Annotated in this window: 19 protein-coding genes; 8 read left to right on the forward strand and 11 right to left on the reverse strand. The window is 69.9% G+C overall.

Going from position 1 to position 17,901, the window contains the following annotated elements:
- The first annotated feature begins 56 nt into the window (after nucleotides 1-56).
- A complete protein-coding gene (locus tag ACFHNC_RS14800) occupies nucleotides 57-500 on the forward strand; it encodes a tellurite resistance TerB family protein (protein ID WP_437169996.1) in 444 nt (147 codons plus the stop codon).
- 4 nt (nucleotides 501-504) lie between these two features.
- On the opposite strand, the gene ACFHNC_RS14805 is transcribed toward ACFHNC_RS14800, so the two are convergent.
- Entirely contained in the window at nucleotides 505-1,680 is a 1,176-nt protein-coding gene (locus ACFHNC_RS14805) for an amidohydrolase family protein (RefSeq protein ID WP_437169997.1), read from the reverse strand.
- A complete protein-coding gene (locus ACFHNC_RS14810; RefSeq protein WP_437169998.1) occupies nucleotides 1,677-2,633 on the reverse strand; it encodes a threonine dehydratase in 957 nt (318 codons plus the stop codon). Before ACFHNC_RS14810 ends, ACFHNC_RS14805 begins: the two co-directional genes overlap by 4 nt.
- 77 nt (nucleotides 2,634-2,710) lie before the next feature.
- Here ACFHNC_RS14810 and ACFHNC_RS14815 point away from each other — a divergent pair, with 77 nt between their 5' ends.
- Complete coding sequence (locus ACFHNC_RS14815; RefSeq protein WP_437169999.1) at nucleotides 2,711-3,235, forward strand: hypothetical protein; 525 nt, start codon at nucleotides 2,711-2,713, stop codon at nucleotides 3,233-3,235.
- Between the two features lie 152 nt (nucleotides 3,236-3,387).
- On the opposite strand, the gene ACFHNC_RS14820 is transcribed toward ACFHNC_RS14815, so the two are convergent.
- The 3 genes from ACFHNC_RS14820 to groES form a co-directional block, all read right to left on the reverse strand.
- Nucleotides 3,388-3,591 carry a cold-shock protein gene (locus ACFHNC_RS14820; RefSeq protein WP_168050971.1) on the reverse strand — a complete coding sequence of 68 codons (204 nt, stop codon included), beginning with the start codon at nucleotides 3,589-3,591 and terminating at the stop codon, nucleotides 3,388-3,390.
- 311 nt (nucleotides 3,592-3,902) lie between these two features.
- Nucleotides 3,903-5,549: a chaperonin GroEL gene (gene groL / locus ACFHNC_RS14825; RefSeq protein ID WP_437170000.1), complete on the reverse strand. Its 1,647-nt coding sequence runs from the start codon at nucleotides 5,547-5,549 to the stop codon at nucleotides 3,903-3,905.
- 98 nt (nucleotides 5,550-5,647) lie between these two features.
- On the reverse strand, nucleotides 5,648-5,959 hold the full coding sequence (gene groES / locus ACFHNC_RS14830) for a co-chaperone GroES (RefSeq protein WP_304814245.1): 312 nt from the start codon (nucleotides 5,957-5,959) through the stop codon (nucleotides 5,648-5,650).
- A 291-nt stretch (nucleotides 5,960-6,250) separates the two neighbouring features.
- Between groES and ACFHNC_RS14835 the strand changes: the two genes are divergently transcribed.
- The gene (locus ACFHNC_RS14835) at nucleotides 6,251-6,535 is read left to right on the forward strand and encodes an usg protein (protein ID WP_437170001.1); all 285 of its coding nucleotides are present in this window, start codon (nucleotides 6,251-6,253) and stop codon (nucleotides 6,533-6,535) included.
- On the opposite strand, the gene ACFHNC_RS14840 is transcribed toward ACFHNC_RS14835, so the two are convergent.
- From ACFHNC_RS14840 to ACFHNC_RS14855, 4 genes are all read right to left on the reverse strand, one after another.
- The gene (locus ACFHNC_RS14840; protein WP_437170002.1) at nucleotides 6,522-7,058 is read right to left on the reverse strand and encodes a hypothetical protein; all 537 of its coding nucleotides are present in this window, start codon (nucleotides 7,056-7,058) and stop codon (nucleotides 6,522-6,524) included. The two genes, ACFHNC_RS14835 and ACFHNC_RS14840, sit on opposite strands and share 14 nt — an antisense overlap.
- Before the next feature lie 64 nt (nucleotides 7,059-7,122).
- Nucleotides 7,123-8,310, reverse strand: coding sequence for a 5-demethoxyubiquinol-8 5-hydroxylase UbiM (gene ubiM, locus ACFHNC_RS14845; RefSeq protein WP_437170003.1), 1,188 nt, complete (start codon nucleotides 8,308-8,310; stop codon nucleotides 7,123-7,125).
- Nucleotides 8,311-8,367: 57 nt separating this feature from the next.
- Nucleotides 8,368-9,045, reverse strand: coding sequence for a TVP38/TMEM64 family protein (locus tag ACFHNC_RS14850; protein ID WP_437170004.1), 678 nt, complete (start codon nucleotides 9,043-9,045; stop codon nucleotides 8,368-8,370).
- A 3-nt stretch (nucleotides 9,046-9,048) separates the two neighbouring features.
- Entirely contained in the window at nucleotides 9,049-9,852 is an 804-nt protein-coding gene (locus ACFHNC_RS14855) for a glycosyltransferase family 2 protein (protein WP_437170005.1), read from the reverse strand.
- 105 nt (nucleotides 9,853-9,957) lie between these two features.
- Between ACFHNC_RS14855 and ACFHNC_RS14860 the strand changes: the two genes are divergently transcribed.
- Genes ACFHNC_RS14860 through tldD form a run of 3 tightly spaced genes read left to right on the forward strand, consistent with a single transcriptional unit; the run spans nucleotide 9,958 to nucleotide 14,795 of the window.
- Nucleotides 9,958-11,055 carry a COX15/CtaA family protein gene (locus ACFHNC_RS14860; protein ID WP_437170006.1) on the forward strand — a complete coding sequence of 366 codons (1,098 nt, stop codon included), beginning with the start codon at nucleotides 9,958-9,960 and terminating at the stop codon, nucleotides 11,053-11,055.
- Nucleotides 11,052-13,301: a PAS-domain containing protein gene (locus ACFHNC_RS14865; RefSeq protein WP_437170007.1), complete on the forward strand. Its 2,250-nt coding sequence runs from the start codon at nucleotides 11,052-11,054 to the stop codon at nucleotides 13,299-13,301. The genes ACFHNC_RS14860 and ACFHNC_RS14865 overlap by 4 nt, the downstream gene beginning before the upstream one ends.
- A 36-nt stretch (nucleotides 13,302-13,337) precedes the next feature.
- Entirely contained in the window at nucleotides 13,338-14,795 is a 1,458-nt protein-coding gene (gene tldD, locus ACFHNC_RS14870; RefSeq protein ID WP_437170008.1) for a metalloprotease TldD, read from the forward strand.
- Here the strand turns inward: tldD and ACFHNC_RS14875 are convergent.
- Both ACFHNC_RS14875 and ACFHNC_RS14880 read right to left on the reverse strand, forming a co-directional pair.
- Nucleotides 14,792-15,487 carry an ArsR/SmtB family transcription factor gene (locus tag ACFHNC_RS14875; RefSeq protein ID WP_437170009.1) on the reverse strand — a complete coding sequence of 232 codons (696 nt, stop codon included), beginning with the start codon at nucleotides 15,485-15,487 and terminating at the stop codon, nucleotides 14,792-14,794. The genes tldD and ACFHNC_RS14875 overlap by 4 nt on opposite strands.
- A 77-nt stretch (nucleotides 15,488-15,564) precedes the next feature.
- Entirely contained in the window at nucleotides 15,565-15,738 is a 174-nt protein-coding gene (locus ACFHNC_RS14880) for a DUF1127 domain-containing protein (RefSeq protein ID WP_437170010.1), read from the reverse strand.
- A gap of 169 nt (nucleotides 15,739-15,907) precedes the next feature.
- On the opposite strand from ACFHNC_RS14880, the gene ACFHNC_RS14885 reads away from it, so the two are divergent.
- Both ACFHNC_RS14885 and ACFHNC_RS14890 read left to right on the forward strand, forming a co-directional pair.
- Entirely contained in the window at nucleotides 15,908-17,206 is a 1,299-nt protein-coding gene (locus tag ACFHNC_RS14885) for a TrkH family potassium uptake protein (protein ID WP_437170011.1), read from the forward strand.
- Nucleotides 17,199-17,864 (forward strand): potassium channel family protein, encoded by a 666-nt coding sequence (locus tag ACFHNC_RS14890; RefSeq protein WP_437170012.1) that lies wholly within the window; start codon nucleotides 17,199-17,201, stop codon nucleotides 17,862-17,864. The genes ACFHNC_RS14885 and ACFHNC_RS14890 overlap by 8 nt, the downstream gene beginning before the upstream one ends.
- Nucleotides 17,865-17,901: the final 37 nt, after the last annotated feature.

The raw sequence follows: 17,901 nt of genomic DNA on the forward strand, positions 1-17,901 counted from the left end.
GCCCTTGACCCGCCGCGATTCCGGGGCGACCAACGGCCAACGACCGGAGACCCATCATGCCCAGCCGCGCCGCCGCCTCTGACCTCCAGGTTTCGAGCTTCACCGCGCAGGAGGCCTTGGTCTGCGCCATGGTGCTGATGTCGGTGGCCGATGGGCCGATGTCGGACCCGGAACTCGCCATGATGTCACGCATGGTGCAGGACCTGCCCGTCTTCGCCGATTTCCACTCCACCGATATCGAGACGGTGACGGACACCGTGGCCAAGCTGCTCGGCCGCACCGATGGCCTGGACCGCGCCATGGCCATGCTGTGCGACACCCTGCCGATGCGGCTGCGGGAGACGGCCTATCTGCTGGCCTGCGAAGTCTGCGCGGCGGACGGCGATGCGACGCAGGAGGAACTGCGCTTCCTCCAGGACCTCCGCATCGGCCTGGACCTGGACCGGCTGATCGCCGGCGCCATCGAGCGTGCGGCGAAGGCGCGCTTCCAGGTCATCTGAACCGCTACGGAACCAGCACCCCGTCCCGCGCCACCACTCGGCCATGGCTGAGGACCAGGCGGCGCGGCGGGGTGCCCACCACCGCCTCCGCCACCGTCTCGGCCTCCACCAGCACCAGATCGGCCCGCGCACCGACCGCGAGCCCGTAGTCGCCAAAACCGCAGCCCTCGGCGGCCCAGTCGGTGACGGTGGACAGCGCCCAGGCAATCTCGTCGTCGCGCCGGAACTCATTCTTCAGCCCGACCAGCATGGCTCGCTGCAACATGTCCGGCATGTTGTAGGGGGTCCAGGTGTCGCGGATGCCGTCATTGCCCGCGAAAATCTGCCCGCCGGCCGCCCGCATGGCGCGCACGGACGGCACGGCGCGGGAGGGTGGCGCGGTGGTGGCGATGGCGATGCCGGCTTCGGCGAGCGCCGCATACAGCGCCGGCGCGCGCGGGACATCGCCGAGGCAGAAGGCATGGCTCAACACCACCTGCCCCTGCATGCCCAAAGCCAGCGTGCGCTCCACCGTCAGTTCCAGTGCGAAGGCGCCCAGCTCCCCCGGCTCATGCAGATGGATATCCAGCGGCTTGCCATGCTTCTGGGCCAGGCCGAACACCGCATCCAGATGCCCCTTCGGATCGCGATCGATGCCGGAGGGATCAAGCCCGCCCACGATATCCGCGCCATTCCGCATCGCCTGGTCCAGCAATTCCAGCGTGCCCGGCCGCACCAGCAGGCCGGATTGCGGGAAGGCTACCACCTGAATGTCCATCGTCCCGCGCAGGTTTTCGCGCAGCGCCACCAGCGCATCGCTATGCGCCGTGCCGATTTCCGTATCCACATCGGCGAAGCTGCGTATGCGGGTGGTGCCGCGGGCCAGGAATTCGCGCGCCAGCCGGGTGGATTGGGTGGCCGGATCGAAGCCGGACCGCCGTGTGGCGCGTTCGGTATCGATCCGGTCAATCAGCCGGGGTCCGACCTCATTCACCCACCAGCCCATGCCCCAGCGCGATTTGTCGAGATGGGTGTGGCCTTCGACGAAGGCCGGCAGCGCCAGCATCCCCTGCCCGTCCAGCAGCGTGGCGCCCGGCGGCGCATCCAGCCCGAGTCCCATCGCGGTGATCGCTGTGCCCTCGATCAGCACGTCGGTGGCCTCGCGCCCCATTGGGCGGCAGTTGCGAAGCAGCGTGGTCATGCGGCGAGCACCCAATCACGAAACAGGTCCAAATCGATATTGCCGCCGCACAGGATGGTGGCGACGCGCTTGCCGGCCATCCGGTCCCGCTCCTGCATCAGCGCGGCAAGTGGCGCGGCGCCGGCGCCCTCCGCCAGATTGTGCGTGTCCTGCCAATAGGCGCGGATCGCGTCCGCAATCTCGGCATCGGTCACCGTCAGGATGCGCGCGGCGCCCTTGGCGATGATGGCCAGCGCCGCCGGGTCCGGCACCCGCGTTGCCATGCCATCCGCCAGCGTCTCCGCCCGCGCCGTCGTCACCACCCGGCCGGCGGCAAAGCTGCGGGCGTAGGAATCGGCGCCGGTGCTCTGCACGCCGATGATCTCGGTGGTCAGGCCCAGCAGGTCGCGCGCCATGATGCAGCCGCAGATGCCGGAACCAAGGCCGATCGGCACATACAGCGCATCCAGCTTCGGTGCCGCGCGGAACAGCTCCAGCGCATAGGTGGCCACCCCACACACCAGGTCCGGCGCGAAGGAGGGTGCGAATTCCAGCCCCTGTTCCGCCGCCAGGGCCATGGCGTGTTCCCGCGCCACGTCGAAATCCGCGCCATGTTCCACCAGCCGGGCGCCCTGGGCGCGCATCGCGGCGTTCTTCTCGCGGCTATTGCCCTCCGGCACCACGATCGTCACCGGCACCCCGAGCCGCTGCCCGGCAAAGGCCAGGGACTGCCCGTGATTGCCCCGGGTTGCGGAGATGATGCCCGGCACAAGCGGCCGTTCCCGCTTCAGCCGTTCCATGAACACCAGGCCGCCGCGCACCTTGAAGGCGCCGGTCGGCGTATGGTTTTCGTGCTTCACCCAGACCTCCGCCCCCGCCCGCTGCGCCAGCAGCGGCCAGGCATATTGCGGCGTTGGCGGGAAAACCCCGTGGACCAGTCTCGCGGCGGCCTCAAGCGCGGGCAGGTCGAACACGCAATATCCTCCTTTTGGAAACATTGGCCGGCGGCCTGCGTTCCTCGTGCTGACGCAGCATAAGGAAGCAGGACGCCATGGCCATCAAGGTGGACAGCAGTCAGTGGACAGGCGAATCCGGCGGCGTGAAGGCCATGCCGGTGGTCTGGGGCGAATTTGCCGATGAGGCATCCCGTGATGCCGCGGTCGCGCAGTTGCGCGGCGAGGGCGTGCGGCACAGCGCCACGACGACCGACCCCAACCCGCCCGTGGATCAGCCGGATGAAGATCCGGAGGGCGCGGACCTCCGCAACCGCCGCCAGCTCGGCGTCGGCGTCGCCATGGCGGCAAGCGCGATGGGGGCTGCCGGGCTCGTGGTGGCCAGCGGCGGCGCCCTGCTGCCGGCGGTTGTCGCCGCCGCGGCGGCCGGAACCGGGGCCGGTGTGGCCGGCGAAGCCGTTGCATCCGCCGTCAGCGAGACGCCGGAGGAGCCGACCCAGCGGCTGCCACCGAGCGATGCGCCGGCGATCGGGCTACGCGCGCCGGACGAGGCCACCCAGCACGCCGCGGAATCGACGCTGCGTGATTTGGGCGCGATCCGGGTGGTGGTGGATTCTGACTGAACCGCCGCGTCGAAAAAGCCGCGCATCGAACCGGGTGTGAATACGGATCGCGCCGGGCAAAAAAGAAGGGCGGGAACCCCCGCCCTGCCAGGTCGATCCTGGGCGTGTCCCCGCCCGAGGCGGCGCGGCGCGCTTGCGCCGCAGGCCAGATCCTACAGGGGGCGGAGGTTGATGGCCGCGGCCTTGCCGCGTTCCATTGCCACTTCGTAGGAGACCTTCTGGCCCTCATTCAGGCCTTGCAGCCCGGCCTTCTGCACGGCCGTGATGTGCACAAACACATCCTTGCCGCCATCCTGCGGGACAATGAAGCCGAAGCCCTTCGTCGCGTTGAACCACTTCACAGTGCCAGTCGCCATGCGAACCGGGCTCCTTCCAGACAAGCTCACCCAGACGCCGATCGCCCGGGCGGGGCGCCATGCGGCGGCGGAACCTGTGGAGCGGCCCCGGGGTATGGTCCGGAAGGCACGGTGAGGCGAGCCGTACGCGATGACAACGACAGCATGCTGGCTCGTGTAACAGCGAGTCAAAGGTGACCCGCTGGCGGTCACGGCGTTGTCAGAATTGTGTCTGCATGACGAAAAAAAAGAGGCGGACCCTGCGGCCCGCCTCCCTTCTTCGGCAAAATCCTGCTCGCAATGGCAGCCGGTTGCCCGGCTGCCGGTCGCGATCAGAAGTCCATGTCGCCGCCCATGCCGCCCATGCCGCCGCCGCCACCGCCGGCCGGAGCCGACTTCGCCGGACGCTCGGCCACCATGGCTTCGGTGGTGATCAGCAGGGACGCGACGGAGGCCGCATCCTGCAGCGCCGTGCGCACGACCTTGGTCGGGTCGATGATGCCGGCGTCCACCAGGTTCTTGTACTCGTCCTTCTGGGCGTCGTAGCCGAAGGTGTACTCGTCGCTGCGCAGCACTTCACCCGCAACCACGGCGCCATCCTTGCCGGCGTTCTCGGCGATCTGCTTCAGCGGCGCCTGGATGGCGCGGCGAACGATCTCGATGCCGACCTGCTCGTCGCTGTTCGCACCCTTCAGGGTGTGCAGGTTGGTGCTGGCGCGCAGCAGCGCGGTGCCACCGCCCGGCACGATGCCTTCCTGAACCGCGGCGCGGGTCGCATGCAGCGCGTCGTCAACGCGATCCTTGCGCTCCTTCACCTCGACCTCGGTCGAGCCGCCGACGCGGATGACGGCGACGCCACCAGCCAGCTTCGCCAGGCGCTCCTGCAGCTTCTCACGGTCGTAGTCCGAGGTGGTCTCCTCGATCTGCGCCTTGATCTGCTCGCAACGGCCCTGGATCTCGGTCTTCTCGCCGGCGCCGTCGACGATCGTGGTGTTTTCCTTCTCGATCTTCACCAGCTTGGCGCGGCCGAGCATGGCGAGGGTCACGTTCTCGAGCTTGATGCCGAGATCCTCGGAAATCACCTGGCCACCGGTCAGGATCGCGATGTCTTCCAGCATCGCCTTGCGGCGATCACCGAAGCCCGGCGCCTTGACGGCGGCGATCTTCAGGCCACCACGCAGCTTGTTCACGACCAGGGTCGCGAGCGCCTCGCCCTCGACGTCCTCGGCCACGATCACCAGCGGGCGACCGGACTGCACGACGGCTTCGAGCAGCGGCAGCATCGGCTGGAGCTGGGAGAGCTTCTTCTCGAAGATGAGGAGGTAGGGGTTCTCCATCTCCGCGATCATCTTCTCCGCATTCGTGATGAAGTACGGGGAGACGTAGCCGCGGTCGAACTGCATGCCCTCGACGACATCGAGCTCGGTCTGGATGGACTTGGCTTCCTCGACGGTGATGACACCCTCGTTGCCAACCTTCTCCATCGCCTTGGCGATCATCTCGCCAATCTCGGACTCGCCGTTGGCGGAGAGGGTGCCGACCTGCGCCACTTCGGCGGAGGTGGTGATCTTCTTCGTCTTGGCTTCCAGCTCGGCGACGATCTGGATGACCGCCTTGTCGATGCCGCGCTTCAGGTCCATCGGGTTCATGCCGGCGGCAACCGCCTTGGCACCCTCACGGACGATCGCCTGCGCCAGGACGGTCGCGGTGGTCGTGCCGTCGCCGGCCGTGTCGTTGGTCTTCGAGGCCACTTCGCGCACCATCTGCGCGCCCATGTTCTCGAACTTGTCGGCCAGCTCGATCTCCTTGGCGACGGTGACGCCGTCCTTGGTGATGCGCGGCGCGCCGAAGCTCTTGTCGATGACGACGTTGCGGCCCTTGGGGCCCAGCGTCACCTTCACGGCGTCGGCCAGAATGTCCACGCCGCGAATCATCTTCTCGCGCGCGGAGGCGCCGAACTTAACGTCTTTAGCTGCCATGGTGATAAATCCCAATCAATCCGTTGAGGAAACCAAGCGAAGTATTGGCCGAGCGGCAGGAGACGGGGCGCGGTGTCCTGCGCCCCTTTCCGCCGTCGTCAGGCCGCCTTCGCCACGGAAGGGGTGTCGAGGATGCCCATGATGTCGGACTCCTTCATGATGAGGAGCTCCTCGCCATCGAGCTTCACTTCGGTGCCCGACCACTTGCCGAACAGGATGCGGTCGCCGGCCTTCACGTCGAGCGCGCGGAGCTCGCCCTTGTCGTTCAGCGTGCCGGAACCGACGGAGATGACTTCTCCCTCCTGCGGCTTTTCCTTGGCGGTGTCGGGGATGATGATGCCGCCCTTGCTCTTCTCTTCGGCCGTAACGCGGCGGACGAGAACGCGGTCATGCAGTGGACGAAAGCCCATGGACTTCTCCTGTCGCTTCCAGTGATTGGCAAGCTCTTCCGGAGATAACAGCGGCCAGCGAACCCGATCCGGCGCCGCTAGCACTCCCCCCAGAGGAGTGCCAGCGATGTAGGCCAGCACCCGCGAAACGTCAAGTCTCGGCAGCACTCTCCGAGTGCGAGTGCTAACACATTGTTTGCGAAGGTTTTTCTTGCAAAGCCAGCCTCCCTCCATGCCATGCTGACCTGCCTCGGAGGTGCCTTTGCCCCCGGGACACGCGCAATGGCCCAGGCAGGGCCGGGAAGGAGCACGATGGAACTCGCTGGCCTCGAACGCTTCGCAAACCCCGCTGCGGCGCCCGATTGGCGCCTGACCACGGCGGAAATCCTGTACCACATGCCGGACCATCCCGGGCTGCTGCAGACCTTCATCTGGCAGAAGCACGACTTGGCGCCGAGCTTCCCGGCGCTCGGCCAGTTCCTGGCCTTCTGGCAGCGCGAGATCGAGGGGCCGCTGCATTCCGTCCGCGTCGCCTCCACCGCCCTGATCAGGCCGGCGGAGCTGCGCTATGCCGGCGGGCAGTTCATCCTGCACTGAGTTCCGGAGACAACGCCGGCAGGGCCGCGGCCAGCTTCGCCTCGAATTCGCTGGCCCGGCCCTTGCCGAGCACGGTGTTGTAATACGCCTTCCAATAGGCGCCCATCGCCCGCACATCGCCCGCCGCCGGCGGCGCGCCCGGCGCGCGACGGAACCGCAGCCGCGCCATCACCGCGGCATAGACGTGGTTGTGCACCAGAAGCTCCGCCTTCGGCCGGCCCACCGCGGCGCCCGGAACCGCCCGCACGCGCGCCGCAAGCGCCGGGCGGAAGGTCAGGAAGGTCGCCCAGATATCGTCATGCGTTGCCGGCTCCATCTGGAAATAGCCCAGCGCCGGCCCGCGCGTGCCGTCCCGGTTGGCCAATTGGCGCAGATGCCGCAGGCCGCTTTCCTGCAATGCGGTGCCGAGCAGCAATTGCCGCACCCCCGCCAGCCGCTCCGGCGGATCCAGCGCCAGCGCCACCAGCGCCGGGTCGATCACCTGTGCGGTGAAAGGCCCGGGTGTCCAGACGGTCTCGGCCATGGCGCGCCTCCCTGCAACGGGATGGCGACATAGCCGATCATAGGAAAATATTCAAGACTTCATTTCAGCTCCGCAGCCGCGCCGCGGGGCCCAGACGCGGTGCCGCATCCATCAGCCCGGCGACGATCGCCCGCCGCACCGGCGCCAGCACGGCCCCTGCCCCGATGAGTGCGGCGCGGGCCAGGCGGGCCGGGGCGCGGTCATCCGAATACAGCCGCGCCACCGCATTGGTCGCCACGAACAGCGGCAGCGTCGCCCGCCGATGGGCGCCGGCATAGCGGAACAGCCCCGCCACCGCCCCCGGATCGCTGGCGCCGCGGATCGCGCCGGCCAGGATCTCGGCGCCCGACAGTCCGAAATTGAAGCCATGCGCCGTCACCGGATGCATCCCCACCGCCGCATCCCCCAGCAGCGCGAAACGCCGCCCGACGAAGCGATGCGCATAGGCGGCGACCAGCGGATACAGATGCCGCGTGCCCGCCAGCCTCATCGCGCCGAGCCGCCCCTGGTAGCGCCGCGTCACCTCTGCCCCGAAGGCCTCCGGCGTCATCGCCATCGCCGCCTCTGCCTCCGCCGGCGCAAGGGTCAGCACCGCAGAGGACATGGCGCCGTTCAGCGGCAGCATGGCGATGGTCTGGCCATGGCCGAACCATTCGGTGGCGATGCCATCATGCGGCGCCTCATGCGCCACGCGGGCCACGATCATGCTGCGCCCGAAATCCAGCATCGCGGCGCCGATCCCGGCCAGGCGCCGAGCCTCGGAGAAGCGCGAATCGGCGGCGACGACGACCCGCGCGGAAACCGTATCGCCCCCCTCCAGCGTCACCACAGCCTGCTGAGGCGCCAGTGAAAGGCCGGTGACGGCGCGGCCGGCGACCAGCCGTGCCTCGGTGGTGGCGGCGGTCTGGAACAGGGCGCGGCGGATCAGCTGATTCGGCACCAGCCGCCCCAGCGGCTCCCCCGCCCGCCCCGGCGCGAAGCGCAGCGCCAGCGGGTTGGCGCCGTTCAGCACCTTCGCCTCCCGCAAGGGTGCCGTCTCGGCCATGGGAATATGCGCCCATGCGCCCAGTTCCCGCAGAATGGCCTGGGAGCGATGGGTCAGCGCGATCTCCCGCCCATCGAAGGCCGGATCGGCGATGGCTGCTTCCGGCGCGCGTTCCAGCAAGGTGATCCGCAGCCCGCTGCCGGCGAGCGCACAGGCCAAAGCGAGGCCCGCGGGCCCGGCTCCGATGATGGCGACATCCGTATCCATGGCCACTCCTTCCCCCGGACCATGTCGGGGCGTCCATGACCCTGCGCAAGCCGCGCGTCAGTTTTCGCCGTCCAGCGCGCGTGCCGCCCGATGCCGCCGCAGCAGCACCAGGCCGATGCCCGCCGAGACGACGAACAGCCCGACCCCCAGCGCCAATTGCCAGACGCCCTCCACCCGTATGCCCTTGCCGAGCAGGGCGAAGACCACCGTCTGCGGCAGGTAGCCGAGCGCCGAGGCCGCCAGGAACGGCCCGGCCGCCAGCCCGGCCATGCCCCCCAGCAGGTTGAGTGCCAGATTGTTCCCGACCGGCAGCAGCCGCAGCGCCAGCGTCGCCTCGAACGGGCTTTGGCGCAGCGCGTCGCGCAGCGGTCGCAGCCGGTGGCCGAAGCGCCCCGCCATGCGGCGTTCCGCCCAGCCCCGCCCGAGCAGCCGCGCCCAGGCATAAGATGCCGCGCAACCGAGCAATTGCGCCGCCAGCGCGAGGCCCGTGCCGAGCAGCGCGCCGAAGCCGTAGCCGCCGAGGAAGGCGATGCTCTGCCGCGGCACGCCGGCCGCGGTCAGCGCGGCGCCGACCAGCACGAAGACCAGCTCACCCCAATGCCCCTCGCCGCGCAGGTCGCGGTCCACCCAGCCCATGCCAGGCACGCCGCCCATCTGCCGCAGCAGCGCGCCGGCGGCCAGAAGCCCGGCAGCCAGCAGCAGCAGCTTGGCCAGCGACTTCCAGCGTTCGGACATGGCTCAGCCCTCCGGCGGGGCCCAGGGGGGCAGGCTGACCCGTTCGGCCAGCGGCCGCTTCCAGCGACGCTGCAGCCAGATCACGCCCAGCATGTCCGAGATGCTGACCACCAGCCGGTCCAGCGTGCCGTAATTCGATTGCCCACGCAGCCGCGGCCGGTGGTTCACCGCCTCGCTCACCACCCGCCCGCCGGCCCGCAGCACCAGGGCGGGCAAATAGCGGTGCATGTGGTCAAAGCGCGGCAGTTCCAGGAACAGGGCGCGCGGGAACACCTTCAGCCCGCAGCCGGTATCCGGCGTCGCATCGCCCAGCAGCCGGGCGCGGATGGTATTGGCCATCCGGCTGGTCACCCGCTTGACGCCACTGTCCTTGCGCTTCGTGCGATGCCCGGCAACCAGCAGGTCACCGCCGCCGCCCTCCGCCTGGGCGCGCGCCCACAAAGCGGGGATGTCGGCCGGGTCGTTCTGGCCGTCGCCATCCAGCGTGGCGATCCAGGCCGCGCGGGCCGCCAGCACGCCGCTGACCACCCCGGCCGACTGGCCGCAGGAAGATGCGTGGCGCAGCACCACCACCGGGTAGCGGGACGCCGCCTCCAGCAGTCTTTCCCGCGTGTCGTCGGTGGAGCCGTCATCGACACAGACGATTTCATACGGGTGCCCGGCCAGCGCCTGCGCGATCTCCGCGATCAGCGGCAGCACATTGGGGCCCTCATTCCGCATCGGGATGACGACGGAAATCGCCGGGGTGCGGGGCGCCGGGTCGGCTGAGCTGGGCCGGTCCGGCCTCGGGGACGGGTCGGGGGCCATGGGCGGGCGGGGTAGCAGGGGGCGCTGTGAGCGGCAAGCCGGACGGCGATGGCTAATCTGCACCGCGGATGCTGCAGCCGGCCGTATCGGCTTATATAACGCGATATGCCCTTCGATCCTCCCCCGCCCCCGCACCCTGCCGCCCAGGCCGGAACTCGTCACAGCCATGCCCGCGCCGTGGCCTTCTGGCTGCTCGGCGTCGCCGGGCTGGTCTGGATCATGGTGGCGATCGGCGGCGCCACGCGGTTGACCGGCTCCGGCCTGTCGATCATGGAATGGGCGCCGCTATCCGGCACGCTGCCGCCACTGAGCGAAGCCGAATGGCAGCGCCTCTACGATCTGTACCGGACCATCCCGCAATATGCGCTGGTGAACCAGGGCTTCGGGATGGAGGGCTTCAAGCAGATCTTCTGGCTGGAATGGCTGCACCGCTTCTGGGGCCGGCTGATCGGCCTGGCCTATGCCGCGGGCCTGGCCTGGTTCTGGCTGCGCGGGCAGATCCCGGCCGGCAGCAAGCCGCGCCTGCTCGGCCTGCTTGCATTGGGCGGGCTGCAGGGCGCGATCGGCTGGTACATGGTGGCCTCGGGCTTCCAGGCGGACCGGACGGAGGTCTCCCCTTACCGGCTGGTCATCCATCTCGGCCTGGCGCTGCTGATCTTCGCCGCCCTGGTCTGGACCGCGCTGGGCTTGCTGCGGCCGCAGGGCTCGGCACCGGCGGAGGCGCGGCCGGTGCGGCGGATGCTGAAGGTGGCGACCTGGTCCCTGGTGGGCGCCATGCTGGCCGGCGGCTTCGTCGCCGGCATCCGTGCCGGGCTCAGCTTCAACACCTTCCCGCTGATGGATGGACAGTTGGTGCCGGATGGCTATTGGCTTTTGTCCCCCGCCTGGACCAACCTGACCGCCAATGTCGCCGCCGTGCAGTTCAATCATCGCCTGCTGGCCACCTTGACCGCGCTGATGGCCATCGGCGCGGTCTGGGCCGCGCTGCGCCGCCTGCCGGATGGCGGCGCCCGCCGCGCCGTGCTCGGCTTCGGCGCCGCGGTGGCGCTGCAATACGCGCTGGGCGTGGCGACGCTGGTCTATGTGGTGCCGGTCTCCCTCGGCACGCTGCACCAGGCGGTGGCCGTGCTGGTGCTGGCCACCGCGCTGGTGGCGCTGCACGCGCTGCGGCCGCCGCCCAAACCCGTGGCCGGACCGGCGTGACCGACTCTCCCGCCAAGACGTCGGACCTGCTGCCCGCCCTGTTCGCGGCGCTACCTGTCGCGATTGCGGTCTATGATGGAGACCATCGGCTTGTGCTGGCGAGCGATGCCAGCTTCCACTGGCACGGGCTGGAGCCCTCCATTGCCCCGCCCGGCATCCACCTGCCGGAGATGGTCCGCATCCTGGCCTGGAATGGCTGCTACGGCCCCGGGGACCCGGAGCAGATCACCCGCACCATCCTGGCGATGGACCGCACGCGGCCGCACAGCCGGTTGGTCCGCAGCAAGTCCGGTCGCGTCGGACTGGTGGAGAACCGCCCCCTGCCCGATGGCGGCTTCCTGACCTGCACCTCCGACGTCACGGCGCTGAGCCGCGCGGAGGCCGAATCCGCCGCCCGCGCCCGGCTGCTGGAGATGGTGCTGACCCGGCTTCAGGCCGGCGTCGCGGCGTTCGACGGCGGCATGCAGCTGGCCTTCTCCAATCCGGCCTATGAGGGGCTGATCGGCCTGTCCACCGGCGGCATCCGCCCCGGCATGACGCATCGCGACATCCTCCAGCTACTGACCGACCGCGGCGAGATGGACCGGGAGGAAGCGGCCGATACGGCGGAACGCATGGCCCTTGGCCGCTTCCGGCCGGGCAGCCGGCAGCGGCTTCGCCCGAACGGGGACGTGCTGCGCGTCGGCAGCCAACCGCTGCCGACCGGCGGCTTCATGATCGAGGTGGATGACGTCACCGCCCTGAAGCGCGCGGAACATGAGGCCAGCCGCCGCGCCGCGCTGCTCGATGGCGTGCTGGACGCGCTGCCGCACGGGGTCTGCGTCTTCGGGCCGGACCGCCGGGTGAGCCTGTTCAACCGGGCCTACACCGCCATCATGACAGGCTCGCCCATCGCCATCGGTGATCGGCTGGAGGATATGGTGGCCCGCCGCGTGGCGGAGGGCGAATTCACCGAGGCCGAGGCCGCGCTGGTCCGCCGCCGCCCCAACGATCGCCACCCGGGCGAGGGCGGCAGGGACGGCCTGCTGCGGCACATCCGCCCCAACGGCACCGCCGTCGAAAGCCGCGTCGCACCCCTGCCCGATGGCGGCCATATCGCCGTGGTGACCGATGTCACCGCGCTGCATCGGGCAGAGGGCGAGGCGGTGCACCGCGCCGAGATGCTGGAGGCGATGCAGGGCTCGATCCGCCACGGCATCAGCATGTATGGCCCGGACCAACGGCTGCTGATCACCAACAGCCGCACCGAGGCGATGATCGGCCTGCCCCCCGGTTTCCTGAAGCCGGGCCGGCACGTGGATGCGGTGCTGGACGAACAGGTGCGTAACGGCGAGATTTCGGCAGAGGCCGCGGCCCGCGCCCGCCTGAACGACCGTCGCAAATCCTACCGCTACCATCGCAGCACCCGCGATGGCCGGATGCTGGAAATCGCCTCCGACCCGATGATCGATGGCGGCTTCGTCATGACCTTCAGCGACGTGACGGAGGAATACCAGATCCGCGCCGAGCTGGAGGCCGCCCGCGTCGCGGCGGAGGCGGCCTCCGAGGCCAAATCCCGCTTCCTGGCGACGATGAGCCATGAATTGCGGACCCCGCTGAATGCCGTGATCGGCTATTCCGACGCCCTGGCCGGGGAACGCGACCAGCAGCGGCTGGCGGATTATGCCCGGTCGATCAACGAGGCCGGACGCCATCTGCTGTTGCTGATCGACGACATCCTGGACGTGGCGCGCAGCCAGACCGGCGCGCTGGAGATTGCCCAGGCGCCGGTCGCGCTCGGCCCGCTGCTGGAGACGGCCGGTGCGGCGGTGGCGGAGGAGGCGGAGCGCGCCGGCCTGACCCTGACCCTGGAGGTGCCGGACGGCCTGCCGAGCCTGATGGGCGATGCCGGCCGGCTGCACCAGTTGCTGGTGAACCTGCTGTCCAACGCCGCCAAGTTCACCCCCGCCGGCGGCCGCATCACCCTGTCTGCCAAGGTGACGGAAGCGGGGCTGGCGATCCGCGTCGCGGATACCGGCATCGGCATCGCTGCGGAGGACCGGGAACGGGTGTTCGAGCCCTTCACCCAGGTGGATAATTCCCTGTCCCGCCGCTTCCACGGCTCCGGCCTCGGCCTGTACATGGCCCGAACCCTGGCCGAGGCGCTGGGCGGCACGGTGGGGCTGGAGGCGCCGCAGGGCCCGGGGACCGTCGCCGTGCTGCGCTTTCCGGCCTCCGCCTTGATCGATCAGCCCGATGCGCCGTGAAGCCCGGCCGCACAGACCCATATGTCGCGGCGAGAGATGCCGCCCGCCGATGAAGGATTACCCGTGACCGACGCCCTGGCCGCCACCGATGCGCTGTTCTTCGCCAAGCTGGACCGCGCCGCCGCGGAACGCCTGACCCGTGCCGCCACCGCAGGCGCCGAGGATGGCGAGCTGTTCCTGGAGCACCGCGAATCCGAGGCGATCACGCTGGAAGACAGCCGCATCCGCTCTGCCAGCTTCGACGTGACCAGCGGCTTTGGCCTGCGCTCCGTGGCCGGCGAGGCCGCCGGCTACGCCCATGCCGCCGAGATCACCGAGGCCGCTTTGGGCCGCGCGGCGGAGACGGTGAAGGCGGTGGCCGCCGGCCATTCCGGCACGCTGGATGTCGCCCCGCGGGCCACCAACACCCAGCTCTATTCCGAGCTGAACCCGCTCTCGGCCATGGAATTCGCCGCCAAGACGGAGATGCTGGCGGAGATCGATGCCTATGCCCGCGCCCGCGACCCGCGGGTGAAGCAGGTGATGGCCTCCATCTTCGGCGAATGGCAGGCGGTGCAGATCCTGCGTCCCGATGGCTCGCGCGTCGCTGACCTGCGCCCGCTGGTGCGGCTGAATGTCTCGGTGGTGGTGGAATCCGACGGGCGGCGGGAGACGGGCAGCACCGGCACCGGCGGTCGCTTCGCCTATGAACGTGTGCTGAACGCCGCCACCTGGAAGGCGGCGGTGGAGGAAGCGCTGCGCCAGGCGCTGCTGAACCTCGACAGCGTCCCGGCCCCGGCCGGGGAGATGGAGGTGGTGCTCGGCCCGGGCTGGCCCGGCATCCTGCTGCACGAGGCCATCGGCCATGGGCTGGAGGGCGACTTCAACCGCAAGAAGACCAGCGCCTTCGCCGGCCTGCTCGGCCAGCGCATCGCCTCCCCCGGCGTCACCGTGGTGGATGACGGCACCATGCCGGACCGCCGCGGCAGCCTGACCGTGGATGATGAGGGTACGCCTTCGGGCCGCACCACGCTGATCGAGGACGGCATCCTGGTGGGCTTCCTGCAGGACCGGCAGAACGCCCGGCTGATGGGCGTGAAGCCGACCGGCAATGGCCGCCGCCAATCCCATGCCCACATCCCGATGCCGCGCATGACCAACACCGTGATGCTGAACGGCGACCGCGACCCGGGCGAGATCCTGGCCAGCGTCAAGCGCGGCATCTACGCCGTGAATTTCGGCGGCGGCCAGGTGGACATCACCAACGGCAAGTTCGTCTTCTCCGCCTCCGAGGCCTATCTTATCGAGGACGGCAAGATCGGCGCGCCGGTGAAGGGCGCGACGCTGATCGGCAACGGGCCGGATGCGCTGACCAAGGTGGCGATGGTCGGCAACGACATGGCGCTTGATGCCGGCATCGGCACCTGCGGCAAGCAGGGACAGGGCGTGCCGGTCGGCGTCGGCCAGCCCACCCTGAAGATGACCGGGCTGACCATCGGCGGCACGGCGGTCTAACCGCCGAACTCAATCCCGAAGGCCTGCCGCAGCCCCGCCTCCCCTGCCCGTGTGACAAGCACGGTGCGGGATTGCGGCACGCGCTTCACCCAGCCCAGCTCGAAGCAGCGGGTGCAAAGGGCAGCACCCAGCCCACCGGCCAGGTGATGGCGCCGCTCGCTCCAATCCAGGCAGGGCCGGCAGAAGGCGCGGCGGGAGCCTTCCGCCTGAGACGCGATGCCGAACCCTTCGAGGAAGGCCACGCCCGCCGCCGTCACCGCGCCGCCATCCGGCGCCAGTTCCACCTGCCCACGCGCCGCCATGGCCTCCGCGATCGCGACACCGAGCCGGCCGGCCAGGTGGTCGTAGCAGGTGCGCGCGTTGCGCATCGCCGCATCGGCCGGACCGATGCGGCGTGGCTGCGCGGGGGGTGGCAGGCTGCCGGCCACCAGCATGATCGCCTCCAGCATCCGCGCCACCGCTGGCGTCGCCAAACGGTGGTAGCGGTGCCGCCCCTGGCGCTCCACCGCCAGCAACCCGGCCGCAGACAGCTTCGCCAGATGCCCGCTGGCGGTCTGCGCGGTGATGCCGGCGACGCCGGCCAGTTCCGTCGCGGTCAGCGCGCGGCCATCCATCAGCGCGTTCAACATGCTGGCGCGGGCCGGGTCGCCCACCAGGGACGCGGCTTCCGCCATGGCGGCGTTGCTGGACATCGATGCCTCCCGGCCTTGCCAGACCAGCATGCCGCAGCGGGGGCGGGCCGGCTACGGCGGCGGCCGAACTGTCGGCGTCACCACTGCCAGAAAGGCTGCCGGGCCTCCCGCAGCGCCTGGCCCTCGGTCAGGCCGAGGTCGCGCAGCAGATGCGGGCAAAGATCGCGCAGGGCGGCGCGGGTGTGGTGGCGATGGGCGCAGCCGGCCAGCCACGCGCGAAACCTGGTCGCGGTTCGGAAGATGGCGGGCATCCGGCGAGGCTCCTGCGTCTGCCGCCACCCTGGACGCTCCGCCGGCACCGCGGCTTCGGTGCCGGCCGAAGCCCGCGGCCCTTCCGCTGCGGCGCGGCACCGGCTATCGCGGAGCGGTACGGCACCGAGGCCCGCTTTGCTGCAGCCGCTCAAGCATCCCGCCCGCCTGGTGCCCATTGCGTTCTTCCTGGCGATCCTGCTGGGCACGGCGCTGCTGGCCCTGCCGATCTCGCGCGCCGGGCCGGGTGGCGCGCCCTTCCTCACCGCCCTGTTCACCGCCACCTCCGCCGTCTGCGTCACCGGGCTGATCGTGGTGGACACCGCCACCTACTGGTCCGGCTTCGGCCAGGCGGTGATCCTGGTGCTTTTCCAGATCGGCGGCTTCGGCATCATGAGCGGCGCGACCCTGCTCGGCCTGCTGGTCAGCCGCCGGCTGCGGCTGGCCACCCGGCTGGTGGCGCAGGCCGAGACCCGCGGGCTGGCGCTGGGCGACATCACCGCCATCCTGCGGCTGGTGCTGCTGGTGACCGTGGTGGTAGAAGTGGCGATCGCCACGATCCTGGCGCTGCGCCTGCACGTGACCTACGGCGAGCCCTGGCCTGACGCCATCTGGCACGGCGTGTTCCAGGCGGTTTCCGCCTTCAACAATGCCGGCTTCGTCACCTATTCCGACAGCCTGACGGGCTTCGCGCTGGACCCGGTGATCCTGCTGCCGATCATGCTCGGCGTGGTGCTGGGTGGCATCGGCATGCCGGTGCTGCATGATCTGCGGCGCGAGCCGTGGGTGCCTGGCCGGTGGTCGCTGCACACGAAATTGACGCTGCTCGGCACGGCGCTGCTGCTGCCGGCCGGGATGCTGGCGACGCTGGCCTATGAATGGTCCAATCCGGACACGCTCGGCGCGCTGCCGCCAGCCGGGCGGCTTCTAGGGGGGGCCTTCCATTCCGTGATGGCGCGGTCCGGCGGCTTCAACGCCGTCGATATCGGGCAGATGGAGACGGAGACGCTGGCCATCACCTATGGGCTGATGCTGATCGGCGGCGGCAGCGCCGGCACCGCCGGCGGCATCAAGGTCGGCACCTTCATGATCCTCGGCCTGATCGTCTGGGCCGAGGTGCGGGGCGAGCGCGATTCCATCGCCTTCAACCGCCGCATCTGCCCCACGGCGCAACGCCAGGCCGTGACCATCGCGCTGCTCGCCGTCGGCATGGTCGGCACCGCGACGTTGGCCATGGTCACGCTGACCAAGATGCCGCTGCGCGACGCGGTGTTCGAGACCATATCCGCCTTCGCCACGGTGGGGCTATCCACTGGCGTGACGCGGGACCTGCCGCCGGCGGCGCAGTCGCTGGTGGTGTTCCTGATGTTCGTCGGCCGGGTCGGCACCATCACGGTTGCCACCGCCCTGGCCTTGAGCCACCGCCAGAACCCCTACCGCTATCCAGAGGAGCGCCCGATCGTTGGCTAGCCAGGCACATGAGAACGGGGTGGTGGTGATCGGCCTCGGCCGTTTCGGCGGCGCTGTCGCCGAATCGCTGGTGCGGCTCGGGCACGACGTGCTCGCGATCGACGAGAATGCGGAGCTGGTGCAGTCCTGGTCGGACCGGCTGACCCATGTGGTGCAGGCGGACACCACCAACAGCGACACGCTGCGCCGGCTCGGCGTCGCCGAATTCGGCCGCGCGGTGGTCGGCATCGGCACGGATCTGGAAGCCAGCGTGCTGACCGTGCTGGCGCTGAGCGAGCTGGGCCTGCCCGATATCTGGGCCAAGGCGCTCGGCCCCAAGCATGGCCGCATCCTGGAACGCACCGGCGCGCATCACGTGGTCTATCCCGAAGCGGCGATGGGGGAACGCGTGGCGCATCTGGTGACCGGCCGGATGATCGACTTCATCGAGTTCGACGACGGCTTCGCCATCGCGAAAACCCGCGCACCGCGGGAGGCGTTGGGCCGGACGCTGGCCGAAAGCGCGCTGCGGAGCAAATACGGCGTCACCGTCGTCGGCGTGAAGCGGCCGCGCACCGACTTCACCTATGCAAGGCCGGAAACCGCGATCGCGCAGGGCGACATCCTGATTGTCTCCGGCCCCACCAGGCTGGTCGAGGCCTTTGCCGGCATGACCTGACACGGCTTCCCTTTTCGCCCGATTGCGGGAACAAAGG

The organism is Falsiroseomonas sp. E2-1-a4 (assembly GCF_051433165.1).
In the GTDB taxonomy this organism is placed as follows: domain Bacteria; phylum Pseudomonadota; class Alphaproteobacteria; order Acetobacterales; family Acetobacteraceae; genus Falsiroseomonas.

Excerpts from the sequence above, each read along its gene's own strand:
- ACFHNC_RS14820 (WP_168050971.1), bottom strand. The coding sequence starts at position 3,591 with ATGGCGACTGGCACTGTGAAGTGGTTCAACGCGACGAAGGGCTTCGGC.
- ACFHNC_RS14815 (WP_437169999.1), top strand. The coding sequence starts at position 2,711 with ATGGCCATCAAGGTGGACAGCAGTCAGTGGACAGGCGAATCCGGCGGC.
- ACFHNC_RS14875 (WP_437170009.1), bottom strand. The coding sequence starts at position 15,487 with ATGTCCAGCAACGCCGCCATGGCGGAAGCCGCGTCCCTGGTGGGCGAC.
- ACFHNC_RS14800 (WP_437169996.1), top strand. The coding sequence starts at position 57 with ATGCCCAGCCGCGCCGCCGCCTCTGACCTCCAGGTTTCGAGCTTCACC.
- ACFHNC_RS14850 (WP_437170004.1), bottom strand. The coding sequence starts at position 9,045 with ATGTCCGAACGCTGGAAGTCGCTGGCCAAGCTGCTGCTGCTGGCTGCC.
- groES (WP_304814245.1), bottom strand. The coding sequence starts at position 5,959 with ATGGGCTTTCGTCCACTGCATGACCGCGTTCTCGTCCGCCGCGTTACG.
- ACFHNC_RS14840 (WP_437170002.1), bottom strand. The coding sequence starts at position 7,058 with ATGGCCGAGACCGTCTGGACACCCGGGCCTTTCACCGCACAGGTGATC.
- tldD (WP_437170008.1), top strand. The coding sequence starts at position 13,338 with ATGCCGCCCGCCGATGAAGGATTACCCGTGACCGACGCCCTGGCCGCC.
- groL (WP_437170000.1), bottom strand. The coding sequence starts at position 5,549 with ATGGCAGCTAAAGACGTTAAGTTCGGCGCCTCCGCGCGCGAGAAGATG.
- ubiM (WP_437170003.1), bottom strand. The coding sequence starts at position 8,310 with ATGGATACGGATGTCGCCATCATCGGAGCCGGGCCCGCGGGCCTCGCT.
- ACFHNC_RS14855 (WP_437170005.1), bottom strand. The coding sequence starts at position 9,852 with ATGGCCCCCGACCCGTCCCCGAGGCCGGACCGGCCCAGCTCAGCCGAC.
- ACFHNC_RS14880 (WP_437170010.1), bottom strand. The coding sequence starts at position 15,738 with ATGCCCGCCATCTTCCGAACCGCGACCAGGTTTCGCGCGTGGCTGGCC.
- ACFHNC_RS14835 (WP_437170001.1), top strand. The coding sequence starts at position 6,251 with ATGGAACTCGCTGGCCTCGAACGCTTCGCAAACCCCGCTGCGGCGCCC.
- ACFHNC_RS14860 (WP_437170006.1), top strand. The coding sequence starts at position 9,958 with ATGCCCTTCGATCCTCCCCCGCCCCCGCACCCTGCCGCCCAGGCCGGA.
- ACFHNC_RS14805 (WP_437169997.1), bottom strand. The coding sequence starts at position 1,680 with ATGACCACGCTGCTTCGCAACTGCCGCCCAATGGGGCGCGAGGCCACC.